This window comes from Verrucomicrobiia bacterium, from assembly GCA_035629335.1.
GTDB lineage: Bacteria > Patescibacteriota > Saccharimonadia > Saccharimonadales > Saccharimonadaceae > DASUUR01.
Window position 1 is genome coordinate 257,194 of sequence record DASPIB010000001.1, and the last position, 23,836, is coordinate 281,029.

Here is a 23,836-nt window from a genome sequence, read left to right on the forward strand (position 1 = left end):
GTTTTTGCGGTAATCGGTATAGTGTGAGTTAAGCCTGTTCCAGGTTAGTTTTTGATTCGCTTGGAAGGAATTCTCTTGCGATGACTGCAACGACCCTTCTTCACGTGTCGGCTCGAGCTGATGACGAAGGCTTTAACGCGTTGTACGGGCTTGAGCCGCCAGAGATTCGTTTGGCGTTTGGTGAGGCGATAACGCAGCACGACACCACGAAGCCCAAGCCTGGCCTAAAGGAATTCGCCACATATTGTGAGGATGAGCTTGCATATCTCGTATTTAATTACGACATCACTGGGGAAAAGCCTAACCGACGGATTGTCGTGAGTATCACCCAAGATGAAAGAGCGCTTTCCCTTGATGTAGAAGAAATTATGGCCAGCTGCCGCAAGTGGGCGACCGACCACGAGAACATCATTACCATCGAGCCGAGGGCGTGACGATCATGAAGCGCTTTGAGAAGGTGGAGATTGTTTTTCGATCCGAGAACGAGCTGCGGAAGGTGGTGCCGCTTGACCTGCATCTTTCTCTGAAGAGATTGCTGCAGTTGCGGATTCCATTCCCAGAGTATCTCGGCGAGATTGGTGGCTTCCGAGCATTCGTGCAGTGCAATTCCGGGGTGATGCTGCTGATCGTGAGCGCCCCTGAAGGGCTTAGTCTTTCAGAGGTAGAGCAGATTGAGCGCTGGGATGGGGTGAATCCGGAGGATCTTTGGCCACATCCATTCCAAAGCCTTACAGATTTGCGGGTGGCGATTGTGAATAACCGTCAAGCGGGCAAGCTTTGGCGAACTGGCATTACATTTGCCTAAGGAAGCTCAAACGAGGTCATGTCCGGGACTGCCGGGTATGACCTCTTTTAATGCAAAATGAATAAACTAAAAAAATTAAAGCATCTTGTGTGGCAAGTGTATGCTCGCCACACAAGATGCTGTCACGCCAACTGGGGTTCAGGGGACGTAGGGAGCGGTGAAACGACCACCGAAACAGATGGTTGTTTCCTCTCCGGATGTTTCTGCGGTTCGGGAATGAAGTCGTAGCGATTTGGGTAGGCCTCGCGCCACAGATGAAGCAAGTTTTGGGCTGCTTCACCTGGCTCGCTGCGCAACAATCGCTCTACCTTTTCCCTATTACCGGCACGCACGGCCAGATGCAAGCCTGGCCAACGAGGGAACGCTTCCTTACAGGCTGCAAGAAACAGTTGCCCGATGATTGAGGCCGGGAAGTTCCGTACGGCCTCAACGTAGCCAGGTGGTTCTTCAGTGGCCATAGCCTTCCTTCCGCTTGGGCGGCGCCTAGCAATTATATCCGATATTGGTAAATATTAAAAACTTATTAAAAATGGGGCTGTAGCAGACAGATTCGCCTGCTACAGCCCCACGCGCGATCAGCTCGACGTCGGGTCCGAGCCACTGGTGGGCGGGCTCGACGTGTTGCCGGAACCAGAACTGCCACTGTCGCCGGGGTTCCAGCCACCATGGTGACCAGTTGAGCCCTGCGTCGGCTCGTTCACCCGCGGTTCGTAGTAGGTGCTGGGCGCTTCGTACGACCGCTCACGATCACCGTGGTGGACGTCAGGGTACGTGTGAGGAATCCTCTCGGGTCGGTCTTCACGCATGAAGGGCGGCGGACCGAAGTCACGGCTGCTGTCACCGCGCGTTCCGGGGAAGTAGTCGTCATCGTACGGCCAGTCACCAGGGGCATGCACCTCGGACGCTGCTCCGTGGCCATCGCCATCATGCGGTCGGCGCCTCGTGGATCGCTCGCCGCCGCGCCCTGAACGCCATGCGTCGGGGTGTCGGGAAGAGCGCGTCGGCCTCACGGAACGCTTGGGCTTGACAGCCTTCGGCCGCCCTCCCTTGATGAGACGGCGGCCGATCACAAACGTGATGGCCGCTACGAACAGAAGCACTACCGCCCATCCCCATTCAGGCATGTTCTCATATCCTTTTCATCGGTGGATTCTGACGCTATTATTTATAGCACTTAATGAAAGTAAAGTCAACAACAATTATATCTAAGTCATAGTTTGTCAAATGAATGACGCTATACTAACTAAAGCCGGTTTAACATTGTCTGAACTAAGCGTTTGAAGGATCTATCTCAAGGCTAATCGATTCTTTTTTGTCTACTTTTCCCTCAGAGGTAATGTGATACAGCAAAATATGACCAAGCGGCATTTCAACATCGGCAATAGCTGCTTCTTCAATGTCGTCGAGGTGTTTTATAAGCGCGCGGATTGAATTGCCGTGGGCCACCAGCAGAATATTTTTCCCAGCCTTGAGCTGAGGCATGATTTCAGCGTCAAAAAATGGCACCACCCGGCCATGGACGTCTTTGAGGGTTTCACCGCCTGGCACCGGGTAATCCCAGCCCCGCCGAATGCCCTTAAAAGCCTCTTCGCCAATTTCTTTTTGGACTTCCCATTTATTTTTGCCGGTAAGATGGCCGTAATCGCGCTCGTTAATTGCGCCGTGTTGGCGCCGTTCAAGATCGGTTTGGCCGTGGGCTTCAAGAATGCCCGCGAGCGTTTGGTGGGTGCGCCGCTGTTCGGAATGGTAAGCCACGTCAAAAGTAATACCCTGCAAGGCTTTGCCTAATAAACGGGCTTGTTCGTGTCCTTTTTCGCTCAGATCGACATCGGTAAGACCGGTCCATTTACCTAATAAGTTCCATTCAGATTCAGCGTGACGGCTGATAACAAGCATGCCAGTTTTCTTCTTCATGGCCCTATTATGGCTGAAAGTGAGCCAGGTCGCAAATTGTAAAGGCACCCCAAACCTTGAAGAAGGCTGGGGTGCCGGAGGTGCTAGCCGTGCATGGAAGTCCCCGGCGCAAGGGGCCAAGGATCTTCGCCTAGCGGCTTAGCCTCGGGGTCGATGATCGGCCCAGGGCGGCGTTTGACGGTAGGCGCACTGTTCGGTGGCTCGGCGTCCTCCCGGTCGCTGGGCGGCGGGCCGTCCTGAGTCAAGGCTTACTCCTTCTCTGTATCTGCCGGCGGCAGCAAGGTCAGCCTGGCGTTACGCGGGAACAACTGTCCTCGACTCTTGATTCGCACTATGCCATCGATAGGCTGCCCGCTACCGTCGACGCAAGTGAGATCGGGGCGGTGTGCGCCATCAACGTACACCGCCTTAGGGCCGCCAGGCTCGATCACATAATTGTCAGGCTGGACTTCCTGATCCATCCGTCCTCCTCTGTAGGGCCAAACACTGCCATAGTATCACCCTAACGGTCGCGCTTCAAGAATTTACCCGTATCATTTTCTGTGCCATAGTAGAAGAGTAAAGGAGCTAAAAGCATGGATATTCAGACAATTCGCGCCCGACAGATCTTAGATTCTCGGGGTAATCCGACCGTTGAGGCCGATGTAATCTTAGCAAATGGCGTCATGGGCCGAGCGGCGGTACCTTCTGGCGCCAGCACCGGTGCCGGTGAAGCCCTTGAGCTACGCGATGGCGATGCCGCTTATGGTGGTAAAGGCGTCACAAAGGCCGTCCAAAATATACAGACAGAAATTGCAGATGCGCTACGAGGTGTGGCCGCAGATGACCAAATGGCTATTGACCAACGGCTCCTTGAGCTTGATGGTACCGAAAACAAAGCTCGCCTGGGGGCAAACGCCCTACTGGCGGTGAGTTTGGCAACGGCAAAAGCTGCTGCTCAGGCAAAAAATCTGCCGCTACATGCCTATATTGCCCAAATAACCGGCACACATACCCAATGCTTGCCGATGCCAATGATGAATATCATGAATGGTGGCAAGCACGCCGCGGGGTCGAGTGATGTGCAAGAATATATGATTATTCCTAAAAGCGCTGTCACATTCGCCGATGCACTGCGTATGGGCACTGAAGTATTTCATGCTCTTGCGAAAGTGCTTAAAGCGGCCGGCTACGGCACGACCGTGGGCGATGAAGGTGGTTACGCGCCGAGTGTTAAAAATGGCAACCGCGAACCACTGGAGCTCATTAGCCAAGCCATTGAAAAAGCCGGCTACAAGCTGGGCGACGATATTGTGCTCGCGCTTGATGTAGCCTCGAGTGAGCTATATGAAAACGGCAGTTACAACCTGGCTACTGAAGGCAAAAAAGTAAGTGCCGCCGAGCTGATTAATTGGTACAAGCAAATGGCGAAAGAGTTTCCGATTGTTTCGATTGAAGATGGCCTTGCCGAAGACGATTGGCAGAACTGGGCAGCATTAACAGCCGAAATGGGGGCAGAAACACAGTTGGTTGGCGATGATTTATTGGTGACAAATACCAAGCTGCTTGAGCGAGCGATTACCGACAAAGCAGCTAACGCCATTCTGATTAAGCCCAACCAAATTGGTACTTTAACCGAAACCATCCAAGCGGTACAAATGGCCCAAAAAGCCGGCTGGAACACCGTCATGTCGCACCGTTCAGGCGAAACCGAGGATGTAACTATCGCGTACCTCGCCGTGGGGCTAGGTACTGGCCAAATTAAAACCGGTTCGCTTTCACGAACCGATCGGGTGGCGAAGTATAACGAACTGCTTCGGATTGGCGAACTATCGCCGGAGCTTGAGCTCTATAATCCATTCAAATAGGGAACTGCCTTCCTTGGGCGGAGCGGCTTTGATCCGCCCAAGGAAGTGTTACGGCTAGACTAAAGAATCAGCTAGAAGACTTCTTGTCACCGCTAACTTTAGCGTTGTGTTCGCAGGTCGGGCATGGCTGGCCGCCAGGGCAGGGCTTCCCGTCCGCGCGCTTGTTGCACGAACCAGAGGCATTATGCTTACACTGGATGCGCCCATTGATGCAACTGGGGGTACCGCAGCCATCGCTTCCGCGAACCTGGCTTAACCGAACGCGTCGGGGCATTACATGCTCCTCACTGGTGTGCGTATACTTCGATCTATATTATATCATATATTTTAAAAATTATGCTTTCTCTTACCACCTCAGCGATGTATACTTATACAATCATGAGCGTACTATTCAAAAGAACAAAGATCCTGGCAACTCTCGGGCCAGTCACGAGTAACAGAGAAACAATTGAGAAGCTTATTATTGGTGGGGTAAATGGCTTTCGGCTTAACTTTAGCCACGGTAGCCACGAAGAGCGCGATCAACAGATCCCCTGGATTCGTGAAGCCAGCAACAAGGTTGGCAAAACTGTAGCCATTCTGCAAGACCTACAAGGGCCAAAAATTCGCCTCGGTGAATTAAAAGAAGTCACGAATGTTAAGCAGGGCGACGAACTAACCTTGGCTTACGGTGCTACCCATAGCGGCAACACCATTCCGGTGCAATATAACCTGGCTGAAAAAGTAAAGTCGGGCGAACCGCTATATATTTTTGATGGTAAAGTTCGGACGACGGTAGTTGGCGTGGAGCAATCCGCTCAGGCCATCCGGGTGCGGGTTGAAAACGACGGTGTCCTTATGAGTCGCAAAGGTATTAACCTACCCGATACCGATTTTGGCGGCGATATTCTCACCGAAAAAGACCTAGCCGATATTGAATACGGTGTTCACCAAGATATAGATTTTGTCGCCCTTAGCTTTGTGCAAACCGAGGCCGATATTGAACGACTCCGTGAGCTCCTAGAATCAAAGGGTTCAAAAGCCAAGGTCATTGCTAAAGTTGAAACCAAAGCCGCCATCGAGCCAGAAACACTCGAAGCGATTGTGAAAGCAAGCGACGGCGTGATGGTGGCACGAGGTGACTTAGCCGTTGAAGCTGGCGCCGAAGTAGTGCCGATTGTCCAGCGGCAAATCATAGGTTTGTGTCAAAAATACGGCAAATTAAGCATTGTGGCGACTCAAATGATGGCCAGCATGGTCGATAACCCCGAGCCAACTCGAGCCGAAGTCAGCGACGTTGCCAACGCTGTTATTCAAGGGGCCGATACAGTCATGTTAAGCGACGAAACCGCCAACGGTCGTTACCCGCTTGAAACGGTAGCAGCCATGAAAAAGGTGATTTTACACACCCAAGAACACGCACCCGTGCGCCCCGTTTACTACAGCGAAGACCGAACCGACATGCAGGATGCGATTAGCTCAGCAGCGGTCACGCTGGCTAGCCAAGTGGGCGCAACGGCAATTGTCGCCGAAACCAAGTCGGGCGTTACGGCCGAAAGCATCGCCGCTCACCGGCCGTCGCTACCAATAATTAGCGTTACCAGCGAACCGCGCGTTGCCCAGCAGCTAGCACTCATGTACGCCAATAAAAGCTTCCTTCGAGAAGATGGCGAACGGGCAGGCTACGAACTGGCAAAAGAATTAAAAGCTAAAAATTACTTCGGTGAAACGGCAAATGTTACCGTTGTGCTGGTGAGCGGCCGCCAGCCTGGCCTGATTGGTGGTACCGACACTATTCGCGTTCGGGTACTTGAATAAAGTCTCAAGAAAAGAAGGGCGCCCCGCCATGCAAACTGCAAGGCGGGGCGTTTTCAGGATGCTAGACCAAGCAAGTCCAGCGCATGATCAATAGCAGTGCGCCACCTACCCGGGTGCTCGGCAAACGAAATGTGGGTCGTACCCGGAACAGTAATTGCGCGATCCGAGCTCAGACCGAAAGCATCCAACATTTTTTGGGTAGCGCTGTTCTGCACCTCCGTGTCTTGTGCTGAACGGAGCACCACTGCGTTTACCTGAACGTATTTCTTCGCGGGTGGCGTCCGGTGAAAGGCCAGTGCCCGCACCTGATCGCAAACGCTGGAAAAAGGATACCGGTAACTGGCGGCGTTATTAGCCATGCGTACCGTATCGTTGCTATCTGCATCGTGCGGGAAATCGGGGACGGGGTCGCGCGTAAAAAGATGCTGCACAAAATTCTCGAAGTGGCCCGGCCACAACGCAACGGCTGCAACTCGCGCGGGCATTTCTAGGGCGAGGTCGCTGGCATCGGCCGGCACATCAACCGCTATAAATGACAGTTCCGGCACTTGCTGCCAGTGCTCGGAGATTACATCGATTAGTTTGAGCCCTACTTGACCGCCAATTGAAGCGCCAAAAACCAACAACTTCTTGCGGCTCCAGACGTTCAGGCTGATGCCATCGAGGTAGTCTGCAAGCTGGGCAACAATTTCTGCGAGGTCAAAATGCACCGGATCATAGGTGACCACGACAACATTGCCAATTGCCCGAAAGCTTGCCCGAACTTGCTGCGTCTTCAAGTCGCCATCGGCTTTCATGCCGACCGCAACTACCGTTAGAAAATCGGACGGGCCGTTTGCCTCTAGTAGAAACCTGTTCCGCGTCGTTGGTAGGCGCGTTGCCAGGGCATTGCCGGTAAGTATGAGTCCGATAGCCGCTGCTAGCAGCGTGCGTCGACGCATGGGACCACTTCCTTAACGAATACGTGTAAGGTACAGACTCAACAAACTACTTTTATCAGCAAAGGTTATTATATCATAAAAGCGAGAGTATTAAAGTGGGCAGGTAAAGTGTTAACTTCACCTGCCCTGGGTTGCTTACTGCCAGCCTTCTGGCACTCGATTGGTTACGGTGTCGAGTTCAAATGGCTCGCCGTACTGGCTGGGTAGCTCTGGAACGAGTGCGTGAGTGTTCCAAAATGCCAGCGACTCTTCTCGTGCCGCTGAGCTTTTTTGTGCGATCGGGCTGAACGGCTCTACCGGTGCTGCTTCGCCGAAGTAGGCGGTGAGCAAGCGGTAATAATCTGTTCCGTATACCCGCTTGACTACCACCGTTAGGAGGGTGGTCTTGCGGCAGGTCGCCCCGAAGCTGAACTTCGATAGCCCTTGCCTACCCGGCCTCCGGGCGAAGAAAACAACGTCCGAAGAAGTAACCGGCACGCATGTCGCCATACCAATAACTTCGCCAAAGTCGATTGTTTGCTTGACAAACCTTTCTGGGGTTTTGTCTGGCATTCCAAGATGCTTGAGGGCGACTTGTAAGTACCGCTCAGTACCCTGGTGAATGTGGGAACCCTTTTCAATGACATGGTGTCCGGTAGCTAATCTTCCAATCACCGTTCCTCGTTCCCTGACCAAAGGTTTTGACAACAGATCAAGCACATAGAATATAATAAATCATTATAGTCATATGTCAACTATCTGCATTGATCAGTCAGGGATAGCGGGTACTATTTTTTGTAAAACCAGTAGCTAATAATTGCGGGTAAGCCAATACTAACCGCCCAAAGCATTAGGGAAGTGAACGGCTCTCCAGCTTGTAAAAAACTATGAACGCGACATATAGGTGGGTCAGATGGTAAGCCACCGCCCCAGTCGTCGCAGTAAAAGCCGTAGCCAAGTAGTACAACAGAAAATACGGTGCATAAAATAAAGAAAATAAGCGCAGCAACTATCCGGTGTTTGGTTTTATGCATAACTTTAGTATACCGCTCCCAAGGAATGTATTGAGATATTGTGTCGCTTATGGTTAACTTTTAGCAGTAAAGGTAGACCTATGTTCAACAAAAAAACCCTAAAAGATATACCACTGCAAGGTAAAACCGTCCTGCTAAGGGCAGATTATAATGTGCCGCTTGAAGCTGATGGCAGTATTGCCGATGACTACCGCTTGGTGCAAAGCTTGCCGACGCTGCAATATTTGCTTGAACATGACTGCACAATAATTATTTGTAGCCATTTGGGCCGGCCGAAAGGGCAGTTTAATGCACAATTTAGTTTACAGCCGGTAGCCACACATCTTGCGGCGCTGCTTAAAAAAGAAGTGACGTTTCTTGATCAAGCTATCGGAGATAAAGTCCATCAAGCCACGCTTCATGCCGCCCATGGCGAAATACTGCTGCTTGAGAACTTGCGGTTTTACCCAGGCGAGGAAGCCAACGACACCGAGTTTGCCCGCCAGTTGGCTCGTGATAGCAGTGCCGACTATTTTATTCAGGATGGCTTTGGCGTGGTGCACCGGGCGCATGCCAGCACAGCGGCAATCACGCAATTTCTACCAAGCGTTGCGGGTGTGCTGCTAGAAAAAGAGGCGCGGACGCTTACTGAAGTCATGGAACACCCTAAAAAGCCATTAACAGCCGTGCTTGGCGGTGCAAAAGTGAGCGATAAAATCACGGTTATTAAGCGATTTATTGAGGTTGCCGACCGGATAGTTATCGGCGGCGCCATGGCCAATACCTTTTTAGCCTACCGTGGGTTTGAAATTGGTAAGAGCGTGGCCGAAGATGATCTCACCGAAACCCTCGACGAAATTTACCAGGCGGCCGCTAAAAAAGTTGGTGAAGCCCAGGTTGACGAACTGCTAATTTTACCAACCGATGTCGCCGTAGCGCCAGCCATTACCAATAGCGCCAGGCGTACCGTGGTGGCAGTTGATGCAGTAGCCAAGGACGAACTAATTCTTGATCTCGGCACTGCCAGTATCGAGCGGGCAGCTCGAGCGATTCGTACTGCCAAAACCGCCGTTTGGAGTGGTACCTTAGGCTACGCTGAACTACCAGCTTTCGCTCACGGTTCGGCTCGGGTCGCGCTTGAAATGAGCCAAGCCAAGGGCATTACCAGCGTGGTTGGCGGTGGTGATACGGTCGATTTTGTGCTCGATTGGGATGCCAAAAAAGGCGGTAGTTTTTCACATGTTTCTACCGGCGGTAGCGCCAGCCTTGAGCTTTTGGCTGGCCAAAAATTACCTGGAATTGAAGCACTACTAGACGCCTAGCTAGCGTTTTTGGTACACTTAGATAAACATAAGCGGATATCTGCGAGACTCAGTATAAATGACTAAAACACTCATTGTCGGTAATTGGAAAATGCATTTCAACACGCATCAAGCGAGTGTTTATTTGCATAAATTGAGTCAGGCTATTCCCACTCACCGTGACGTCGAGGTAGTGCTGTGTCCAAATATCATGACACTGCAATCGCTCAGCTTACAGGTGAACCATCGTCAGTTTAAGCTTGGCGCCCAAAACGCCTATTGGCGCGATGAAGGCGCTTACACCGGTGAAATTTCGGCCGCCATGCTTCGCGGGCTGGTGCAGTACCTGATTGTTGGGCATTCGGAACGTCGACATATTTTTAACGAATCAGACAAAGACATCCGAGCAAAAGTGCAAGCGGCGCTCAGAAATTCTATTCGGCCGATCCTTTGTGTGGGCGAAACGGCCGCTGAACGGGCAGATAACGAAACCAGCCACGTGCTGCACGATCAAATTATTGGGGGCCTGGCTAATATTACTTCGGAAGAACTCGACGAAGTGGTCATTGCTTATGAGCCAGTGTGGGCAATCGGCACTGGTAAAAATGCCCGACCGGATGACGTGGCAGTTGCCGTTAAGCACATCCGGCGTAACGTTGCCGCGTTATTTGGTGATGACGCTGCTAAAAAAGTGCGGGTTTTGTATGGTGGTAGTGTCACAAAAGACAACGCCAGCGATTATTTGGCGACCAAGGGCATCAACGGGTTACTAGTGGGCGGCGCCAGCTTGCAAGCGGATGTTTTTGCGAGTATTGCCGCCGCGGGCCATACGGTAGCAGCTGAAATGAGAAAAATAGGTGGGGAACAATGAGCAACGATATAGATTTTGATGAGCTGGATCGAGCAGTATCGTCTTTGTTAGGCAAGACGAATACTTCTAATTCTAATGAGCCAAAGCAACCTAAAGAACCGGCTCCAACCACGGCCGCGACTCAGCCCCCTCAAAATCAACCGGTTCCAGAGCCAGTAAAAGAGCAACCGCCAGCCGAGCCATCCCCTGCTTCTGCGACCGCACCCCAGCCGCAACCAATGCCTCAAGCTGAGACGCAGGCATCTTCTTTTACCCCTCCGCCTGACACCACTTTACCTACCGCTCAGGAAGTAACATCAACGGTAGCGCCCGCTGCTGCCCCAGTTCCAACTACCGAAGCAACGCCGCCTAAAATAACCGGCAGAAGTACTCCGGTTCAAGTATCGCCGACCGATCGTTCAACCGTTCAGCCGGTGCGCCGAGCGGGAAGATTTATGGATGTCGTGCATCCGTCGTCGGATATGGCCAAAAGCGGCTCGGAAACAACTAACCCGGCACCGCAGCAGACAGTTAGTCCACGACCAGTCGCGCAACAGCCAGCTCGCCTGGTGGCTCCCGAAATTACCCCTGTCGTGAAACCCGTGCAACCACCAAAGCCAACCGTTACGCCTGTGCAGCCGGCCGCACCAGCAGCACTGGTTGAAACTCCTGAGTCAAAATGGAGTGATTCGCTCAATTTCTTAAATCGTCGAAAAAAACCCGATAACAATCCGCAAGAATCAACAAACCAATCCCTCCCCGCTAAAGCTCCCGAAGCCGACCCGGTGCTATCGCCATTCCTCAGTGACGCCAAGGTGGAAAAGCGTCCGCTCGGTGCGTTTGTTGCCCCCGGTACGTCAACTGAAAAACCAACCGAGAAACCTGTTAACGACATCCCGGCTACTTCGGAGCTAAATCGAAAAGACGACCGACAGCGGCCAGCTAACGCCCTCCCGCCCGAACTGCGCGAAGATTTGGTGGCAATTGAAGCTGGCGATCCGCACAGCAATGAACGGCCCGATACTCCACCGGCGCTACCACCAGAGAATACTCCCGCTCAACTCACACCAGCTAAACCGCACGATTCTCCATCAGTGCGTCAAGCGCTATCGGCAGCAGCTACTTTATCAATTCCGCAGCAGTACAAAACAAAGCCAGCAGACGACAATGCGGCTCCGCATGCCATGTTTGATGTTGATCAGTTCCAGCACCCGCTGCTACCCGCCGGCAAAAAGAAAAAGGGCGCGCTATTCTGGATTACGATGATCTTTTTGCTGCTCCTTGTGGGCGCTGCAATTGGCGTTGGCCTTTACTATTTGAATGGTGGCTTCAATTAATTCCAAAAAGCTTTCTCCATAAATGCCTAAAGGCATTTAACAGGGAATAAACTAGTCGGCCGTACCGAACTTCTGCTACTATAGTGGTAATGAATAATTTGTTACTCGGATTAAACCCGGCCCAAGCCGAGGCGGCAGCGCACGACGTTGGCCCACTATTAATATTAGCCGGAGCAGGTTCGGGCAAAACCAAAACTTTAACCCATCGAATTGCCTACTTAATCGCCGAAAAAGGTGTCCAGCCCGAAGCAATTCTGGCCGTCACCTTTACTAATAAAGCCGCCAAAGAAATGCGTGAGCGCTTAGCCTTGCTGCTCGGCCGAAACGCCGAGGATCGGTTCTTCATGCCCTGGATGGGCACCTTCCACTCGATTTGCGTACGGTTACTGCGCCGTGAAGGCGAGCATATTGGGGTGCCGCGTAATTTTGTGATCTTTGATGAAGCTGACCGCTTGGCAGTGGTGAAGCAAGCTATGAAACAGCTAAGCATTAGCGAGAAGCAATTCACCCCGCGCTCAATTAGCGGCATGATAAGTAGCGCAAAAAACGATGGCGTTACGGCAGAAGAGTTCTCACGCACGGCTCGACTGCCGCTACAGCAAGTAGTAGCTGATATTTTCCCGCGCTACGAACGGCTTCGCAAAGAGGCGGCGGCGCTGGACTTTGATGATTTGCTGGTTGAAACGGTGCGCTTGTTTCGCGAAGTTCCTGAAATTCGCCAAAAATGGCAAACAAATTTCAAACACATATTGATTGATGAGTACCAAGATACTAACGCCGTGCAGTATCGGCTCATTAAAGCCTTGGTGAATCAGCAGCAAAACATCTGCGTTGTGGGGGACGACTGGCAGTCAATTTATAGTTGGCGCGGGGCCGACTTTACGAACATTTTAAACTTCGAGCGCGATTTCCCTGGGGCAAAGATCGTCAAACTCGAGCAAAACTATCGTTCTACCAAGCAGATTCTTGATGCCGCCCACAAAATAATTGCTAAGAATACCCAGCGCTCAGATAAAAAGCTCTGGACTGATGTTGGCGATGGCTATCCAGTGCAAATTGCCTATGCTGGCAGCGAAACTCATGAAGGCGAAATTGTAGTGAACCGGATTGCCAGTGCGGTGTCGCTACGGGCCAGGCGCTACAGCGATTATGCCGTGCTGTATCGCACCAACGCCCAAAGCCGGGCAATGGAGGAAGCCTGCATTCGCTACGGGATCCCGTATAAAATTGTGGGTGGCGTTCGATTTTATGACCGCAAAGAAGTAAAAGATGTGATCGCCTACTTACGCCTGTTATACCAGCCTGCCGATCGCACCAGCTTTTTACGAATCGTTAACGTGCCGACGCGTGGCCTTGGGCCGACATCGGTAGAGAAGTTCTTAACCTGGCAGCAAAGCCAATCGGCCGATATTATCACCGCGCTTGGTATTGCTAATTTGTGCACCGTCGTCACTCCAAAAGCGCGGGCAGCGCTGCTTGAGCTTGGCGAAGGCTTGCAAAAGCTGCGCGAGCAACTCGACCAAGTGCCGCTACCGGATTTGATCGAACTTACCCTTAAGCGGTTTGACTACATAAACTACATAAACGACGGCTCGCCGCAATCTGAAGATCGAATCGAAAACATTGAAGAACTAATTGGCGTGGCGCGACAGTACGTCGATCTTGGCCTGGCTGGCTTCCTGGAAGAAGTAGCCCTGATTTCTGACCTCGATGCAGTAGACGAAAAAAGCGACGCCATTACTTTAATGACGCTGCACGCTGCAAAGGGGCTCGAGTTCCCAGTGGTGTTTATGATTGGCATGGAAGAAAGTATTTTTCCGCATTCACGAGCACTCTATGATGCCACTGAAATGGAGGAAGAGCGTCGGCTGTGCTATGTGGGTATGACCCGCGCCCGCGAGGAGCTGCATCTGTTGGCGGCCTCATCGCGCTTTTTGTATGGCAATCGCCAGCATAACCCGCCCTCGCGGTTTTTGGCGGATGTTTCTGATGCCGCTTCTTTAGCGGCAGCACCACTTGAACCAGCCCGAGCTAGCTTTGGGGGTGAACCAGAAATTGTTCAAGAATTCGACGAAGATATTGCCATTGGTGATAAAGTTCAGCACGCGGTATTCGGTGTGGGGGAAATAAAATCGATTGATGGCACAACGCTCGAAATAATGTTTGAAGGCCGGGGAACAAAGAAGCTGAATGCGGCATTTGCGCCGCTAAGACGTTTGTGAGAAACAAATAGGGAAAGGGGTACCAGGCTGTTGTGCCGTGGTACCCCTTATCCAGGAGGGTGCTTTAGTGGAACATGTGCCTGAGCTGCGCAGTTGCTCGCCGGCCAACGTAGGCCAAAACAGCGACGCTTGTCAAGACAAGCAGGCTGTTGAAAGTGAGCGCGGCGAGGTAGATGGAGCCTCCTCGCGCCGCATGTTGGTACGCCTCGTAGGTAAACCATACCGCCAAGGCGGTGAAGGCGAACGAAACGATCGCACCACCAATCTCTCGTTTCTCGTAGTGATCGATGGCGTAAGCCACCATGGCGTTGACGATCAGCGCTCCTGCGAGGAGGAGCCCAGACCTTGCCACAATTTCGAACAAAGACAAAATGTGCCTCCTGGAATAGCTGTGTTGTTCACAGTAAATATATAATAACACATATAATGATAAGTAGCAACTATTACGCTCCTTTCAAGATGTGTTATTCTGAAAAAGTCAGCCGACCGCACCTGCGCTTACACGGTTGATGAATCGCTGTCGGGTAGACTAATTCTCTGGAGGCGTAAAATGTCGGACGGATACTTTCGCTTTCCTAGTCTCAGAAACACGCAATCTCCAAGATGGCAGGAAATTATCAACGAGCTACATCATCATCGTTATCCCGAAGTAAAAGTTCCCGCTCAGCCTGCGCGTGGGTCCGAACTTTGGGTAGAATTCCCCGAGAATACTTCACCCGAACAGATCAAGGCTTTCTGTGCCTTTTTGGCTAGAATCGACGTAAAGTACAAGCGAGGTAGCAACGGTTCGGATCAAGAGCCTGAGGATGACGATAGCTAAAGTGGCAAAGTTCCTTCCTGGCCCTTAACCGGGGTCAGGAGGGATATATCACAGAATAACTTGCTATTTTAGTCAAGGTCTAGTATAATCGAACCATTACGTATGGTGAACCGAGTATTACATAACTCATAACTCCTATGGTAAAAAATATATTTATCCGGTTTCGGATACTGATAATCTTATGTGCGGCAATTTTATTGCTCGGTGTGTTTATTTCCACTCGAGCCACTGCTGATACACCGCAGCAAAAAGATGGCCGCATGGTGACTATTTATGATGGCGAAACTGAAAAAGTCGTCATTACTAAGGGTAAAACCATTGCCGATGCCTTAAAAAAGGCTGATATTACCGTTTCTGAACTCGATAGCGTTGAACCTGCCGCCACAACTGAGCTGGTGGCAAAAAATTATCAGGTGAATATTTACCGTGCTCGCCCAGTGACGATTATTGATGGCGAAAGTCGAGTGAAGGTTATGACCGCCCACCAGAGCGCTAAAAAGATTGCCGAACAGGCAAATATTCCGTTATACGATGAAGATATTTCGGCTATTAACCGGGTTGACGATGTGGTTGACGACGGTGGTGCCGGCTTAAAACTGACCATCGATCGGGCCATTCCATTCACCATTAAACTCTACGGTAAAAAGACGACCATGCGTACTCAGGCCGATACGGTTGGCGCTATGCTTGCCGAAAAAGGTATAAAACTGGCGAAGAATGACGATACGTCACTGCCGCTGAGTACCAAAATAGCCGCTGGTATGAATCTTGAAGTCTGGCGTAACGGCAAACAAACCATGACTCAAGAAGAGACAGTACAATTTGAAGTTGAACAAATCCAAGATGCCGACCGAGAAGTGGGCTACCGCGAAGTGAAAACGCCTGGCGTTCCAGGTAAGAAAACGGTCACTTACGAAATTGTTATGAAAAACGGCAAAGAAGTATCACGCAAGATTATTCAGAGTGTGGTAACGAAACAACCCGAAAAGCAGGTCGAAATTGTTGGTGCAAAACCAAGCTTTACCGGCGACTTTGCTGCTGCGTTAGCACAGTTACGCGCCTGCGAATCGGGCGGAAACTACCAAATCAACACCGGGAACGGCTACTACGGTGCTTACCAGTACGATGTTAGCACCTGGGCGGGGTATGAGGGCTACACGATTCCTTCAGAAGCGCCACCAGCCGTGCAAGATAGAAAAGCCTGGGAAACCTACCAGCGACGAGGCTGGTCGCCGTGGCCTTCGTGCGGTGCAAAACTCCCTGATACTTACCGCTAGTCATGAACCCTAGTCCCAATAAAGCCCTAGGTCAGCACTGGCTTGACGACATCACCGCACTCGAACATATTTGCAACATGGCCGAGCTGACTACGGCCGACACCGTGCTCGAAATTGGCCCTGGCCCGGGTGCGCTCACCAAGCAACTGACGGCGCGGGCGGGCAGGGTAGTAGCGGTAGAATTTGACCCACAGCTTGCCAAACAGTTACCCCAGCGGGTAAAAGCCGCTAATCTTGAAGTGGTGCATGGTGATATCTTAAGCTATGACCTATCGCGGTTACCGAAAAATTACAAAGTGGTGGCTAATGTGCCCTATTACATCACTAGTAAAATTGTCCAGGTATTATTAACCGCTACGAACCGGCCGTCGCGCATTGTGTTATTAGTCCAAAAAGAAGTTGCCGAGCGACTGGCCGCTGCACCAGGCGATATGAGTATTCTGGCGGTCAGCGCGCAGCTATATGCTGAGGTTAGCTTAGGCGCTGTGGTGCCGGCTATCGCTTTTACGCCACCGCCGAAAGTCGACTCTCAAGTGGTGATTTTACAAACCCGCTCCGCACCGCTGTTTCCCCACATTCCCGACAAGCATTTTTTCAAAGTAGTTAAAGCTGGCTTTTCAGCTAAGCGCAAGAAGCTACGTTCATCGCTGTCTGGTGGCTTACAGCTACCAAAACCTACCATTGAAACATTAGTTCGGGCTGCCAATATTAATCCTGATGCTCGCGCCGAAGCTTTAACGCTCGATGACTGGGCGCGACTCACCCAAGAAGTGATCAACCTTGAAACAATTAACGCCACATGATTTCACGCTCGTTTTAGAGCGAGCTGCAATTCGTCCGCGGCTGCGACGAACGGTGAAATTCGTTGCCGCCACTGGCAGCATGACCACCCAAGACTGGCACAACCGCGAACTGCTAGCAATTGCAGATAGATCTGGCAACAGCGGCGTGCTTTTAATTGAAATCGAGAACCGGTTATACGCACTAGCATACGAGCTATCGCCCGGTATCAAAGACAAAACTGGCCGCACCAAACCCGTGATCTGTGATTTTTGCCGCACCTGGCAAGCTGGCGGCAACGCTGCGCGTATTACCTTTGAAAAAGCCACCAGTGTCTACCATAGCGTGACCTTTTTGTGCTGCGCCGACCTGGATTGTAGCTTGCATATCCGCGACCTTACCAGCGCCGCTAAAACCTCCCGGGCGCAGCTGCGCGAAGACATGACCCTCGACCAGCGGATCCAACGCCTCAAAAATCGCTTGCATGAAGTAGTAACTGACCTTACAGCCGCGGAGATCGAACTAAGTGCTCAATGCTAATGTGGATTCTTAGTAAACAAGACAGGATACAGCTTTTTAAGTGTCAAAACTTGACTGGTTAGTTCTTTTCCTACTACAGGCTTATGAAGCCACTCAAGAAGCTGGGCTAGATATCCGGGCAAAACCTGTTCAATATCCGTGTCCTTATCTTGTAGGAGTGCCTTAACGACCTGCTGAAAGCTCTGCATAATATCTACATCATCAGGAGAGAGACTCCTTATTTTTTCAAATAAAAACCGGGCTGTTTCGACATAGGGAAAATTTATATTAATGTACTCCGCCCGCAGGTCGTACAAACGCCCGATAAGTTGGTAATAACTTCCCCGATCCATTGTTGCGAGGACGGTTTGGCCTATAGACGGGAAAGTATTAACAAGGTCAAGACCTACGGCCAGGTCTTGGGTGAATTTGTAATTTTGATCAGAAAGTCGCCCAGCCTCAAGGGCTTTGTGGACTGTATTCGCAAGCTGTTGATAGCCCAGTATTGCCGGCTCGTTGTCTTGATCGACCATTTTAGCTCGTGACCATAGAAAGAATGGAATTTCAAAATGGGCCGCATGATTTTTTCGTAAAACGGAATTACCAAATTTCTGTACCAAGTGCAAGAAGTCATATTTCTGGTACAATTCACTACCAAAAATGGAGGCTTTGGTTGGGTTGTGTTCGTATAGTTCTATCCAGGCATACAGGTCGTCAATGTAACCCGGTGCTAGGTGAGAGTCAAAGTTATTGGAGTCAGTTTTAAAAACGTAAATAAGATCTCCCCAGCTCTCAAGTGTCCTTTTGTCAGCGCTACCTAACATGCTTAATTTCTCATAAAAGAACCAGGCCGTTTCGCGATAGGGGTTATTTAATGAAACATATTCAGTTTGAGTTACGTAGAGTTTATTGACAATTTCAGGGAAGATATCTCGTTTGGTCTTTGATCCATAGTCAAAGCCCATTTTAGGGGCGTCCTCAATTAATCCAAGCCAGATACAGATTTCATGGGCCATTTCGTACGCTTCATCGATAAGTGAGTGGTCCCAGACTCCTTTTCGGACTGTGTGTGCAATTTGCTGATAGCCCTTTGCCGCAGATTTGTTGAATGCGTCAACCATCTTAGCCCTTGACCATAAGAAAAATCCCATTTCGTATGGAGCATGATATAAGCTGAGCGTTTGCGGTTTTGTCATAGGACGGTTTGATTGCCTAGTTTATTGAGCTAAGCTTTGTAGTAAATAGCAGGGGATACTGTGCGCGGAGTTCATCTGCCATTTTATCGTCTGTCTCGCCACGCTCCAGTAAAGCAAGCCACTCCAAAAGTTGTGGCAAGAAGCCGGGGTGCTTTGCTTCAAGGGCCGCGATGCCTGTATCTGCCAGGACTTTTACTGCCTGGTTGAAGCTTTTAATCGTCGGGGTGCTTTCCGGCGTGAGACTGCATATTTTTTCATAGAGAAAACGGCCAATCTCAATAATTGGTTGCTCAAGATCAATGTACTCGACCGGTGTATTGTACATGCGTGTCATGGTTTCGTAATAGTCATAGCTGCTAATGGTGGCGGCAACGGTGTAGCCAAGCCAAGGCGAGGTTTCGAGTAGTTCAAACGCGACAGTCAGGTCGTGCATCAGTTTGAAGTCGTTATTATTTAGCTTACTTTCTTGATAGGCCATCCATAGCGCATTACTAATTCCGCGATACAACCGCAAGTTGTCAATATTCTTAACGTCACACAGTTTCATTCTGGACCATAGAAAGAAATTTAACTCATATACAGCGAGGTGAGTGTGTCGTTGCTTGTAATTGTCGTTTTTGTATGGCTGCTGAAAGAATGAATACTTATCTCTGAACTGTTTTCCGAAAGTATATGCCTCAGAAGAGCTCTGCTCGTAAAATTCTATCCAAGTATATAAATCATCAATAAAACCAGGCGCTAGGTGGGCATCAAAGCCACTTGCTTTATGTTCTTTAAAGGCGAATATGAGGTCGCCCCAGCTTTCAAGAGTGGCTTTATCTGCCTGTTTCAGTGTGGCTAGCTTTTCGTACAAAAACCAGGCTGTTTCTTGGTAAGGCTTATTTATAGCATAATATTCGAGCAATTGATTATACCGTCGTTCGGCAATTTCAGGATATGAGCGTAGGGGCGTTGCGGCTCCAATTTCAAAGCCCATCTTAGGCGTATCATTAAGCAATCCAAGCCATTCTCCAACCGTGTAGGGCATGTGATGCGCTTCATCTTTGGCGTTATCTACCCAAAACGATCGCATCAGTGAGCTAGCAATATGGTTATAGCCTTCAATGGCTTTTTTATCGAGAACGTCAAGCAGCTTTACGCGTGTCCATAGAAAAAATCCAATCTCATATTGCGCCGGATGAATTATTTCTGACTTTTTACTATGGTACATATACTTACTTCAGTTAAAGAGTGCTGATGCCAGTGTACACTGGCATCAGCACTTGTGCTAGTGAAATCAAGATTTATTTTCTCAGGGATCGAATGCTATACTAACCCTATGATTGCCGAACATCAGCCGACAATTTTCCCGAATGAAGTGATTGCAAAGGTGTCGTCGCGGGCAAATGGCCGCATGCCGACCTTAAACGTCCCGAGCGATCCAAATGAAGATCTGGCGAAGAATCGTCAGCGGTTCTTAGAATTGGTTGGTATTTCGCCAGAACACACTACGCAGATTATTGTGACATTCGATAGCGACCATTACCGACGGTACCGCACAGCTGACGCATCGGAAAAAGGCCATGGAATCCATAAGACCCACGGTCAGCCATCGGATGCTCTTGCGGTGACCGAGCCAAACCATGCCTTATTGTTACCGCTGGCTGATTGCGTGGGGGCAATTTTGTACGACCCAAAACAGCAAGTATTAATGGTGTCGCATCTCGGTCGCCACAGCACGGAAGAACGCGGCGCAAAGGCTAACATTACCTTTTTAAAAGAACATCATGGCTGCAATCCGAAAGACGTTTTGGTTTGGCTAAGTCCGGCGGTTGGGTCGGAAACCTACCCGCTCCATGCTTTTCATGGCCGAAGCTTGCAAGAGGTTAATAAAGAGCAGTTCTTAGAAGCCGGCATTCTACCAGAAAACATCGAGGTGGCCGAGGTAGATACGGCTCTGCACGAAGGCTACTATTCGCATAGTCAATATTTGCAGCAGCAAGAAGCCAAGCGCGGCCGGTTTGTAATTGTGGCTATGATGCGCGAGCAGGGTGAGCCTGCTTAAGTATAGTTATTATTTTGATCAGCGAATGAGGGTACCGGAGCAGTAGGAAGTTCTGTGTTTCCCACAGAGCGGGACGAGCTGTTTGCGAGTGTAGCGCACTTCCTACAGCTCCGGTACGCTTGATTCGCTACGCTACTGCCACATATTATTATTTGCTACACTAGAAGGAACCTATGACAAAAAAAGCCTACATCACCACTGCAATTCCTTATGTAAACGGCGCGCCGCATATCGGCAACGCACTCGATTATTTACTAGCCGACATCTGGAGCCGATACCAACGCCAAAATGGCCGCGAAGTGCGGTTTCAGGTGGGCACCGACGAACACGGCAACAAAATCGCCGCTAAAGCCGCCGAACTGGGTATTGAGCCAAAAGCTTATGCCGATAGCACCTATGTTAATTTTGAAGCCTTAATGCGAAAAGTTGGGGCAGAATTTACCGATTTTATCCGCACTACCGATTCGCACCACGCTCAAGCGGTGCAGTATATTTGGCAAAAACTCGAGCCCTATATTTATAAAGGGAGCTATGAGGGTTGGTATTGTGTTGGCCACGAAGCTTTTTTCACCGATAAAGAAGCTGCCGAAACCAATGGCGTGTGCCCGGATCACAATCAACCATACCAGCGCTTGAGCGAAGAAAATTACTACTTCAAAACCAGTGCCTTCGCTGAAAAGATTAAAGAAGCAATCGAAACCCGCAAGTTTGATATTGTGCCAGAATACCGTAAAAAAGAAATTCTGGCGCTGATAGACAAAGGGCTGGAAGACGTCAGCATCTCTCGGCCCCGCAAAAATCTCAGTTGGGGCATTGCTGTGCCCGGCGACGACAGCCAGGTAATTTACGTCTGGATTGATGCTTTAAGTAACTACCTTACGGTGCTTGGCTACCCAGATAACCTAACATGGCGCGAATATTGGCCGGCCGATGTGCAGGTGGTGGGCAAGGATATATTGCGTTTTCATGCGGCAATTTGGCCAGCGATGCTACTGGCGCTCGATGTACCGCTGCCAAAGAAACTGCTGGTGCACGGCCATATAAATGTGGGCGGCGTAAAAATGAGCAAATCGATTGGCAACGTGGTTGACCCGAACGAAGTAATCGATAAATACGGGGTTGATGCTTTTCGCTATTATTTTTCTCGGCACATAGCAACTCAAGACGACGGCGATTTTACCTGGGAAAAGTTTGAGACGGCCTATAATAACGAACTTGGTAACGAGCTCGGCAACTTAGTGCAGCGAGTGGCGAGTATGGTCTTGCGCTATCAGGAAGGCGTGTTGGGGGACCTGCCCCAGCCCGAACACGACATTCAGGCCTACCGCGAAGCTATGCAGGAATTGAAGTTTAATAAAGCCTTTGATGAAATCTGGAACAAAGTCCGCTCGCTTAACGGCTACCTCGAAAGTGTTAAGCCGTGGGAAGTGGCGAAAGCTCGCGGCCAAGATAGTGAAGCCGAGAGCCATTTGGCGGAGATTTTAGCGTATGCTGCCGGCAGCTTAATTCAAATCGCCGATTTACTGGTGCCATTTCTCCCGACGACCGCAAAAGCTATTCAAGAGATGTTTGAAACCGGGGTGGTGAAGCAACAAGCGGTGTTATTTCCGAAGATTTATAACTTTACTAAAGACCCACGAGTTGCCAGTACGTCGAACTAGTTATAAGGCTTATAAAAACTGGATCACTCTCGTTCAAGATTATAAGATCGTTCGATATACCCGCGTATCACCACACTGCAATAACAAGGAAACAATTGCGTAGTTCTAGGCAGTCTAAGGTTATATTGTATAATGTGAAAACCACTATTCGTTGAGTAGAATGGTTGAGGCAATATGTCTGATGAGCACATTTTTCGCGATCCCGACAGGGTTGAGGCGGTAATTCATGTTTTCATGACGCTTCGGGAGGTTGAAGAGCTGGCCCGACCCGACGATGAACGGTCTTTTTCGAGCACGGAAATGCTGGAAATGCTAAAGATGCTTCGTATCGCTAAAGAGCAAGGCTGGTCTCAGCTTCCGCCTGAAGAACGGCTGAAGCGTGTGCGAGCCTATCTAAACTTGCTCAAAGAATAATGGCTGCGCTCGCAGGCAACAAGAAGACACCACACTTCTTCGTTGCCTGCGGGCCTCTTTTTATATATGATGCAGATATGCAATTTGTTGACACCCACTGCCACATTCACGAAGCTAATTACCCGATCGATGCCGAGGCGGCGTTCCAGCGAGCGCGCCAAGCAGGAGTTGAAAAAATACTGTGTATAGGTACCGATGTTGAAAGTTCAACCCAGGCAATTAAATGGGCAGAGCGAGACAATGTATGGGCAGTGGTTGGCATTCACCCGCATGAAGCAGTGACGAATAGTTTCGCGGAGCTTCAAAAGCTCTTTGAATCGCACGATACGAGTAAAATTGTGGGTATCGGTGAGTGCGGTCTTGATTACTTTTACGAGCACAGTCCGCGTGAGGCCCAAATAACGCTACTGCACCAGCACCTCGAACTCGCCCAAAAGCATAATCTGCCAGTCAGTTTTCATGTGCGCGAGGCTTTTACTGATTTTTGGCCAATTTTCGACCAATACCCCGGACTTCGCGGCGTGCTCCATAGTTTTACCGATACCAAAGATAATCTTGAAAAAGCGCTTGCACGCGGCTTATACATCGGTGTGAACGGTATTAGCACCTTTACAAAATCCGAGGCGCAAAAGAACATGTTCGCCAGTATTCCCCTTGAAAAAATGTTACTCGAAACCGACGCTCCCTTCTTGACCCCGGTGCCAAAACGTGGTACTATCAATGAGCCAGCGTTTGTTACGCTTGTTGCCAAATTTCAGGCGAATCTCCGGTCTATCAATCTCGAGGAGCTCTCCCAGGCAACCAGCCAGAACGCAACGGATCTTTTTTCTATCTAAAACAGACAATCCAAAAACAAAACAACCACTAAATGAGAGGCATGTGGAGAGGTTTTTTATGTCTGAAACACCAGGGGGCAATCCCGAAGGCCAGCAGTTCAAAAGACAAGAAGTAATAGAAGAAGCGCAAGCCGGCATTGAAGCAATTGAGCAGCGTGACGAACTTATTAGAGAAATTGGTCGGAATGCGGCCGCTATTGTGGCCGAACGAACCGAACTCTTGCGCCGAGCGGGTGCCTTGCAAGAACACTACGACCTCGCGCGATAACACCATACGAAAGGA

General features: G+C 50.2%; 25 protein-coding genes. 17 read left to right on the forward strand and 8 right to left on the reverse strand.

Translation table 11 applies throughout. The features are described 5' to 3' along the window. Positions 1–80: 80 nt before the first annotated feature. Positions 81–434, forward strand: a complete 354-nt coding sequence (locus VD907_01435) for a hypothetical protein (GenBank protein ID HYG83519.1) — start codon at positions 81–83, stop codon at positions 432–434. Beyond that, on the forward strand, positions 386–805 hold the full coding sequence (locus VD907_01440; GenBank protein HYG83520.1) for a hypothetical protein: 420 nt from the start codon (positions 386–388) through the stop codon (positions 803–805). The genes VD907_01435 and VD907_01440 overlap by 49 nt, the downstream gene beginning before the upstream one ends. A 122-nt stretch (positions 806–927) precedes the next feature. On the opposite strand, the gene VD907_01445 is transcribed toward VD907_01440, so the two are convergent. The 3 genes from VD907_01445 to VD907_01455 form a co-directional block, all read right to left on the reverse strand. Continuing rightward, positions 928–1,263: a hypothetical protein gene (locus VD907_01445; GenBank protein HYG83521.1), complete on the reverse strand. Its 336-nt coding sequence runs from the start codon at positions 1,261–1,263 to the stop codon at positions 928–930. An 811-nt stretch (positions 1,264–2,074) separates the two neighbouring features. Further along, a complete protein-coding gene (locus VD907_01450; GenBank protein HYG83522.1) occupies positions 2,075–2,719 on the reverse strand; it encodes a 2,3-bisphosphoglycerate-dependent phosphoglycerate mutase in 645 nt (214 codons plus the stop codon). Between the two features lie 248 nt (positions 2,720–2,967). Then, the gene (locus tag VD907_01455) at positions 2,968–3,180 is read right to left on the reverse strand and encodes a hypothetical protein (GenBank protein HYG83523.1); all 213 of its coding nucleotides are present in this window, start codon (positions 3,178–3,180) and stop codon (positions 2,968–2,970) included. A 114-nt stretch (positions 3,181–3,294) separates the two neighbouring features. On the opposite strand from VD907_01455, the gene eno reads away from it, so the two are divergent. Together eno and pyk are read left to right on the forward strand one after the other, a co-directional pair. After that, positions 3,295–4,566, forward strand: a complete 1,272-nt coding sequence (gene eno, locus VD907_01460) for a phosphopyruvate hydratase (GenBank protein ID HYG83524.1) — start codon at positions 3,295–3,297, stop codon at positions 4,564–4,566. 378 nt (positions 4,567–4,944) lie between these two features. Then, complete coding sequence (gene pyk / locus VD907_01465; GenBank protein HYG83525.1) at positions 4,945–6,363, forward strand: pyruvate kinase; 1,419 nt, start codon at positions 4,945–4,947, stop codon at positions 6,361–6,363. Positions 6,364–6,416: 53 nt separating this feature from the next. Here the strand turns inward: pyk and VD907_01470 are convergent, their stop codons facing one another. Then, positions 6,417–7,304, reverse strand: a complete 888-nt coding sequence (locus VD907_01470) for a hypothetical protein (GenBank protein HYG83526.1) — start codon at positions 7,302–7,304, stop codon at positions 6,417–6,419. 135 nt (positions 7,305–7,439) lie between these two features. Further along, positions 7,440–7,958: a hypothetical protein gene (locus tag VD907_01475; GenBank protein HYG83527.1), complete on the reverse strand. Its 519-nt coding sequence runs from the start codon at positions 7,956–7,958 to the stop codon at positions 7,440–7,442. Positions 7,959–8,397: 439 nt separating this feature from the next. Between VD907_01475 and VD907_01480 the strand changes: the two genes are divergently transcribed. The 4 genes from VD907_01480 to VD907_01495 all read left to right on the forward strand — a co-directional run bounded on the left by VD907_01480 (position 8,398) and on the right by VD907_01495 (position 14,006). Then, positions 8,398–9,618, forward strand: coding sequence for a phosphoglycerate kinase (locus tag VD907_01480; GenBank protein ID HYG83528.1), 1,221 nt, complete (start codon positions 8,398–8,400; stop codon positions 9,616–9,618). Positions 9,619–9,676: 58 nt separating this feature from the next. Next, on the forward strand, positions 9,677–10,468 hold the full coding sequence (gene tpiA / locus VD907_01485; GenBank protein ID HYG83529.1) for a triose-phosphate isomerase: 792 nt from the start codon (positions 9,677–9,679) through the stop codon (positions 10,466–10,468). Beyond that, a complete protein-coding gene (locus VD907_01490) occupies positions 10,465–11,784 on the forward strand; it encodes a hypothetical protein (GenBank protein HYG83530.1) in 1,320 nt (439 codons plus the stop codon). Before tpiA ends, VD907_01490 begins: the two co-directional genes overlap by 4 nt. 89 nt (positions 11,785–11,873) lie before the next feature. Then, the gene (locus VD907_01495) at positions 11,874–14,006 is read left to right on the forward strand and encodes a UvrD-helicase domain-containing protein (GenBank protein ID HYG83531.1); all 2,133 of its coding nucleotides are present in this window, start codon (positions 11,874–11,876) and stop codon (positions 14,004–14,006) included. Positions 14,007–14,070: 64 nt separating this feature from the next. Here VD907_01495 and VD907_01500 read toward each other — a convergent pair whose 3' ends face one another. Next, entirely contained in the window at positions 14,071–14,358 is a 288-nt protein-coding gene (locus tag VD907_01500) for a hypothetical protein (protein ID HYG83532.1), read from the reverse strand. A 198-nt stretch (positions 14,359–14,556) separates the two neighbouring features. Here VD907_01500 and VD907_01505 point away from each other — a divergent pair, with 198 nt between their 5' ends. The 4 genes from VD907_01505 (at position 14,557) to VD907_01520 (ending at position 17,423) form a co-directional block, all read left to right on the forward strand. Further along, a complete protein-coding gene (locus VD907_01505; GenBank protein ID HYG83533.1) occupies positions 14,557–14,826 on the forward strand; it encodes a hypothetical protein in 270 nt (89 codons plus the stop codon). 137 nt (positions 14,827–14,963) lie between these two features. Beyond that, a complete protein-coding gene (locus VD907_01510; protein ID HYG83534.1) occupies positions 14,964–16,103 on the forward strand; it encodes a ubiquitin-like domain-containing protein in 1,140 nt (379 codons plus the stop codon). A gap of 2 nt (positions 16,104–16,105) precedes the next feature. Continuing rightward, positions 16,106–16,906 (forward strand): 16S rRNA (adenine(1518)-N(6)/adenine(1519)-N(6))-dimethyltransferase RsmA, encoded by an 801-nt coding sequence (rsmA, locus tag VD907_01515; protein HYG83535.1) that lies wholly within the window; start codon positions 16,106–16,108, stop codon positions 16,904–16,906. Beyond that, positions 16,884–17,423, forward strand: coding sequence for an FBP domain-containing protein (locus VD907_01520; protein ID HYG83536.1), 540 nt, complete (start codon positions 16,884–16,886; stop codon positions 17,421–17,423). The genes rsmA and VD907_01520 overlap by 23 nt, the downstream gene beginning before the upstream one ends. Here the strand turns inward: VD907_01520 and VD907_01525 are convergent. Both VD907_01525 and VD907_01530 read right to left on the reverse strand, forming a co-directional pair. Further along, entirely contained in the window at positions 17,420–18,598 is a 1,179-nt protein-coding gene (locus VD907_01525) for a hypothetical protein (protein HYG83537.1), read from the reverse strand. The genes VD907_01520 and VD907_01525 overlap by 4 nt on opposite strands. Positions 18,599–18,614: 16 nt before the next feature. After that, positions 18,615–19,808 (reverse strand): hypothetical protein, encoded by a 1,194-nt coding sequence (locus VD907_01530; protein ID HYG83538.1) that lies wholly within the window; start codon positions 19,806–19,808, stop codon positions 18,615–18,617. A 108-nt stretch (positions 19,809–19,916) separates the two neighbouring features. On the opposite strand from VD907_01530, the gene VD907_01535 reads away from it, so the two are divergent. The 5 genes from VD907_01535 to VD907_01555 all read left to right on the forward strand — a co-directional run bounded on the left by VD907_01535 (position 19,917) and on the right by VD907_01555 (position 23,821). Beyond that, on the forward strand, positions 19,917–20,642 hold the full coding sequence (locus tag VD907_01535) for a laccase domain-containing protein (GenBank protein HYG83539.1): 726 nt from the start codon (positions 19,917–19,919) through the stop codon (positions 20,640–20,642). A 173-nt stretch (positions 20,643–20,815) separates the two neighbouring features. Then, positions 20,816–22,303, forward strand: a complete 1,488-nt coding sequence (metG, locus tag VD907_01540) for a methionine--tRNA ligase (GenBank protein ID HYG83540.1) — start codon at positions 20,816–20,818, stop codon at positions 22,301–22,303. A gap of 174 nt (positions 22,304–22,477) precedes the next feature. Beyond that, positions 22,478–22,717, forward strand: a complete 240-nt coding sequence (locus tag VD907_01545; protein HYG83541.1) for a hypothetical protein — start codon at positions 22,478–22,480, stop codon at positions 22,715–22,717. Between the two features lie 77 nt (positions 22,718–22,794). Continuing rightward, a complete protein-coding gene (locus tag VD907_01550; GenBank protein HYG83542.1) occupies positions 22,795–23,553 on the forward strand; it encodes a TatD family hydrolase in 759 nt (252 codons plus the stop codon). 58 nt (positions 23,554–23,611) lie between these two features. After that, positions 23,612–23,821: a hypothetical protein gene (locus tag VD907_01555; protein ID HYG83543.1), complete on the forward strand. Its 210-nt coding sequence runs from the start codon at positions 23,612–23,614 to the stop codon at positions 23,819–23,821. Positions 23,822–23,836: the final 15 nt, after the last annotated feature.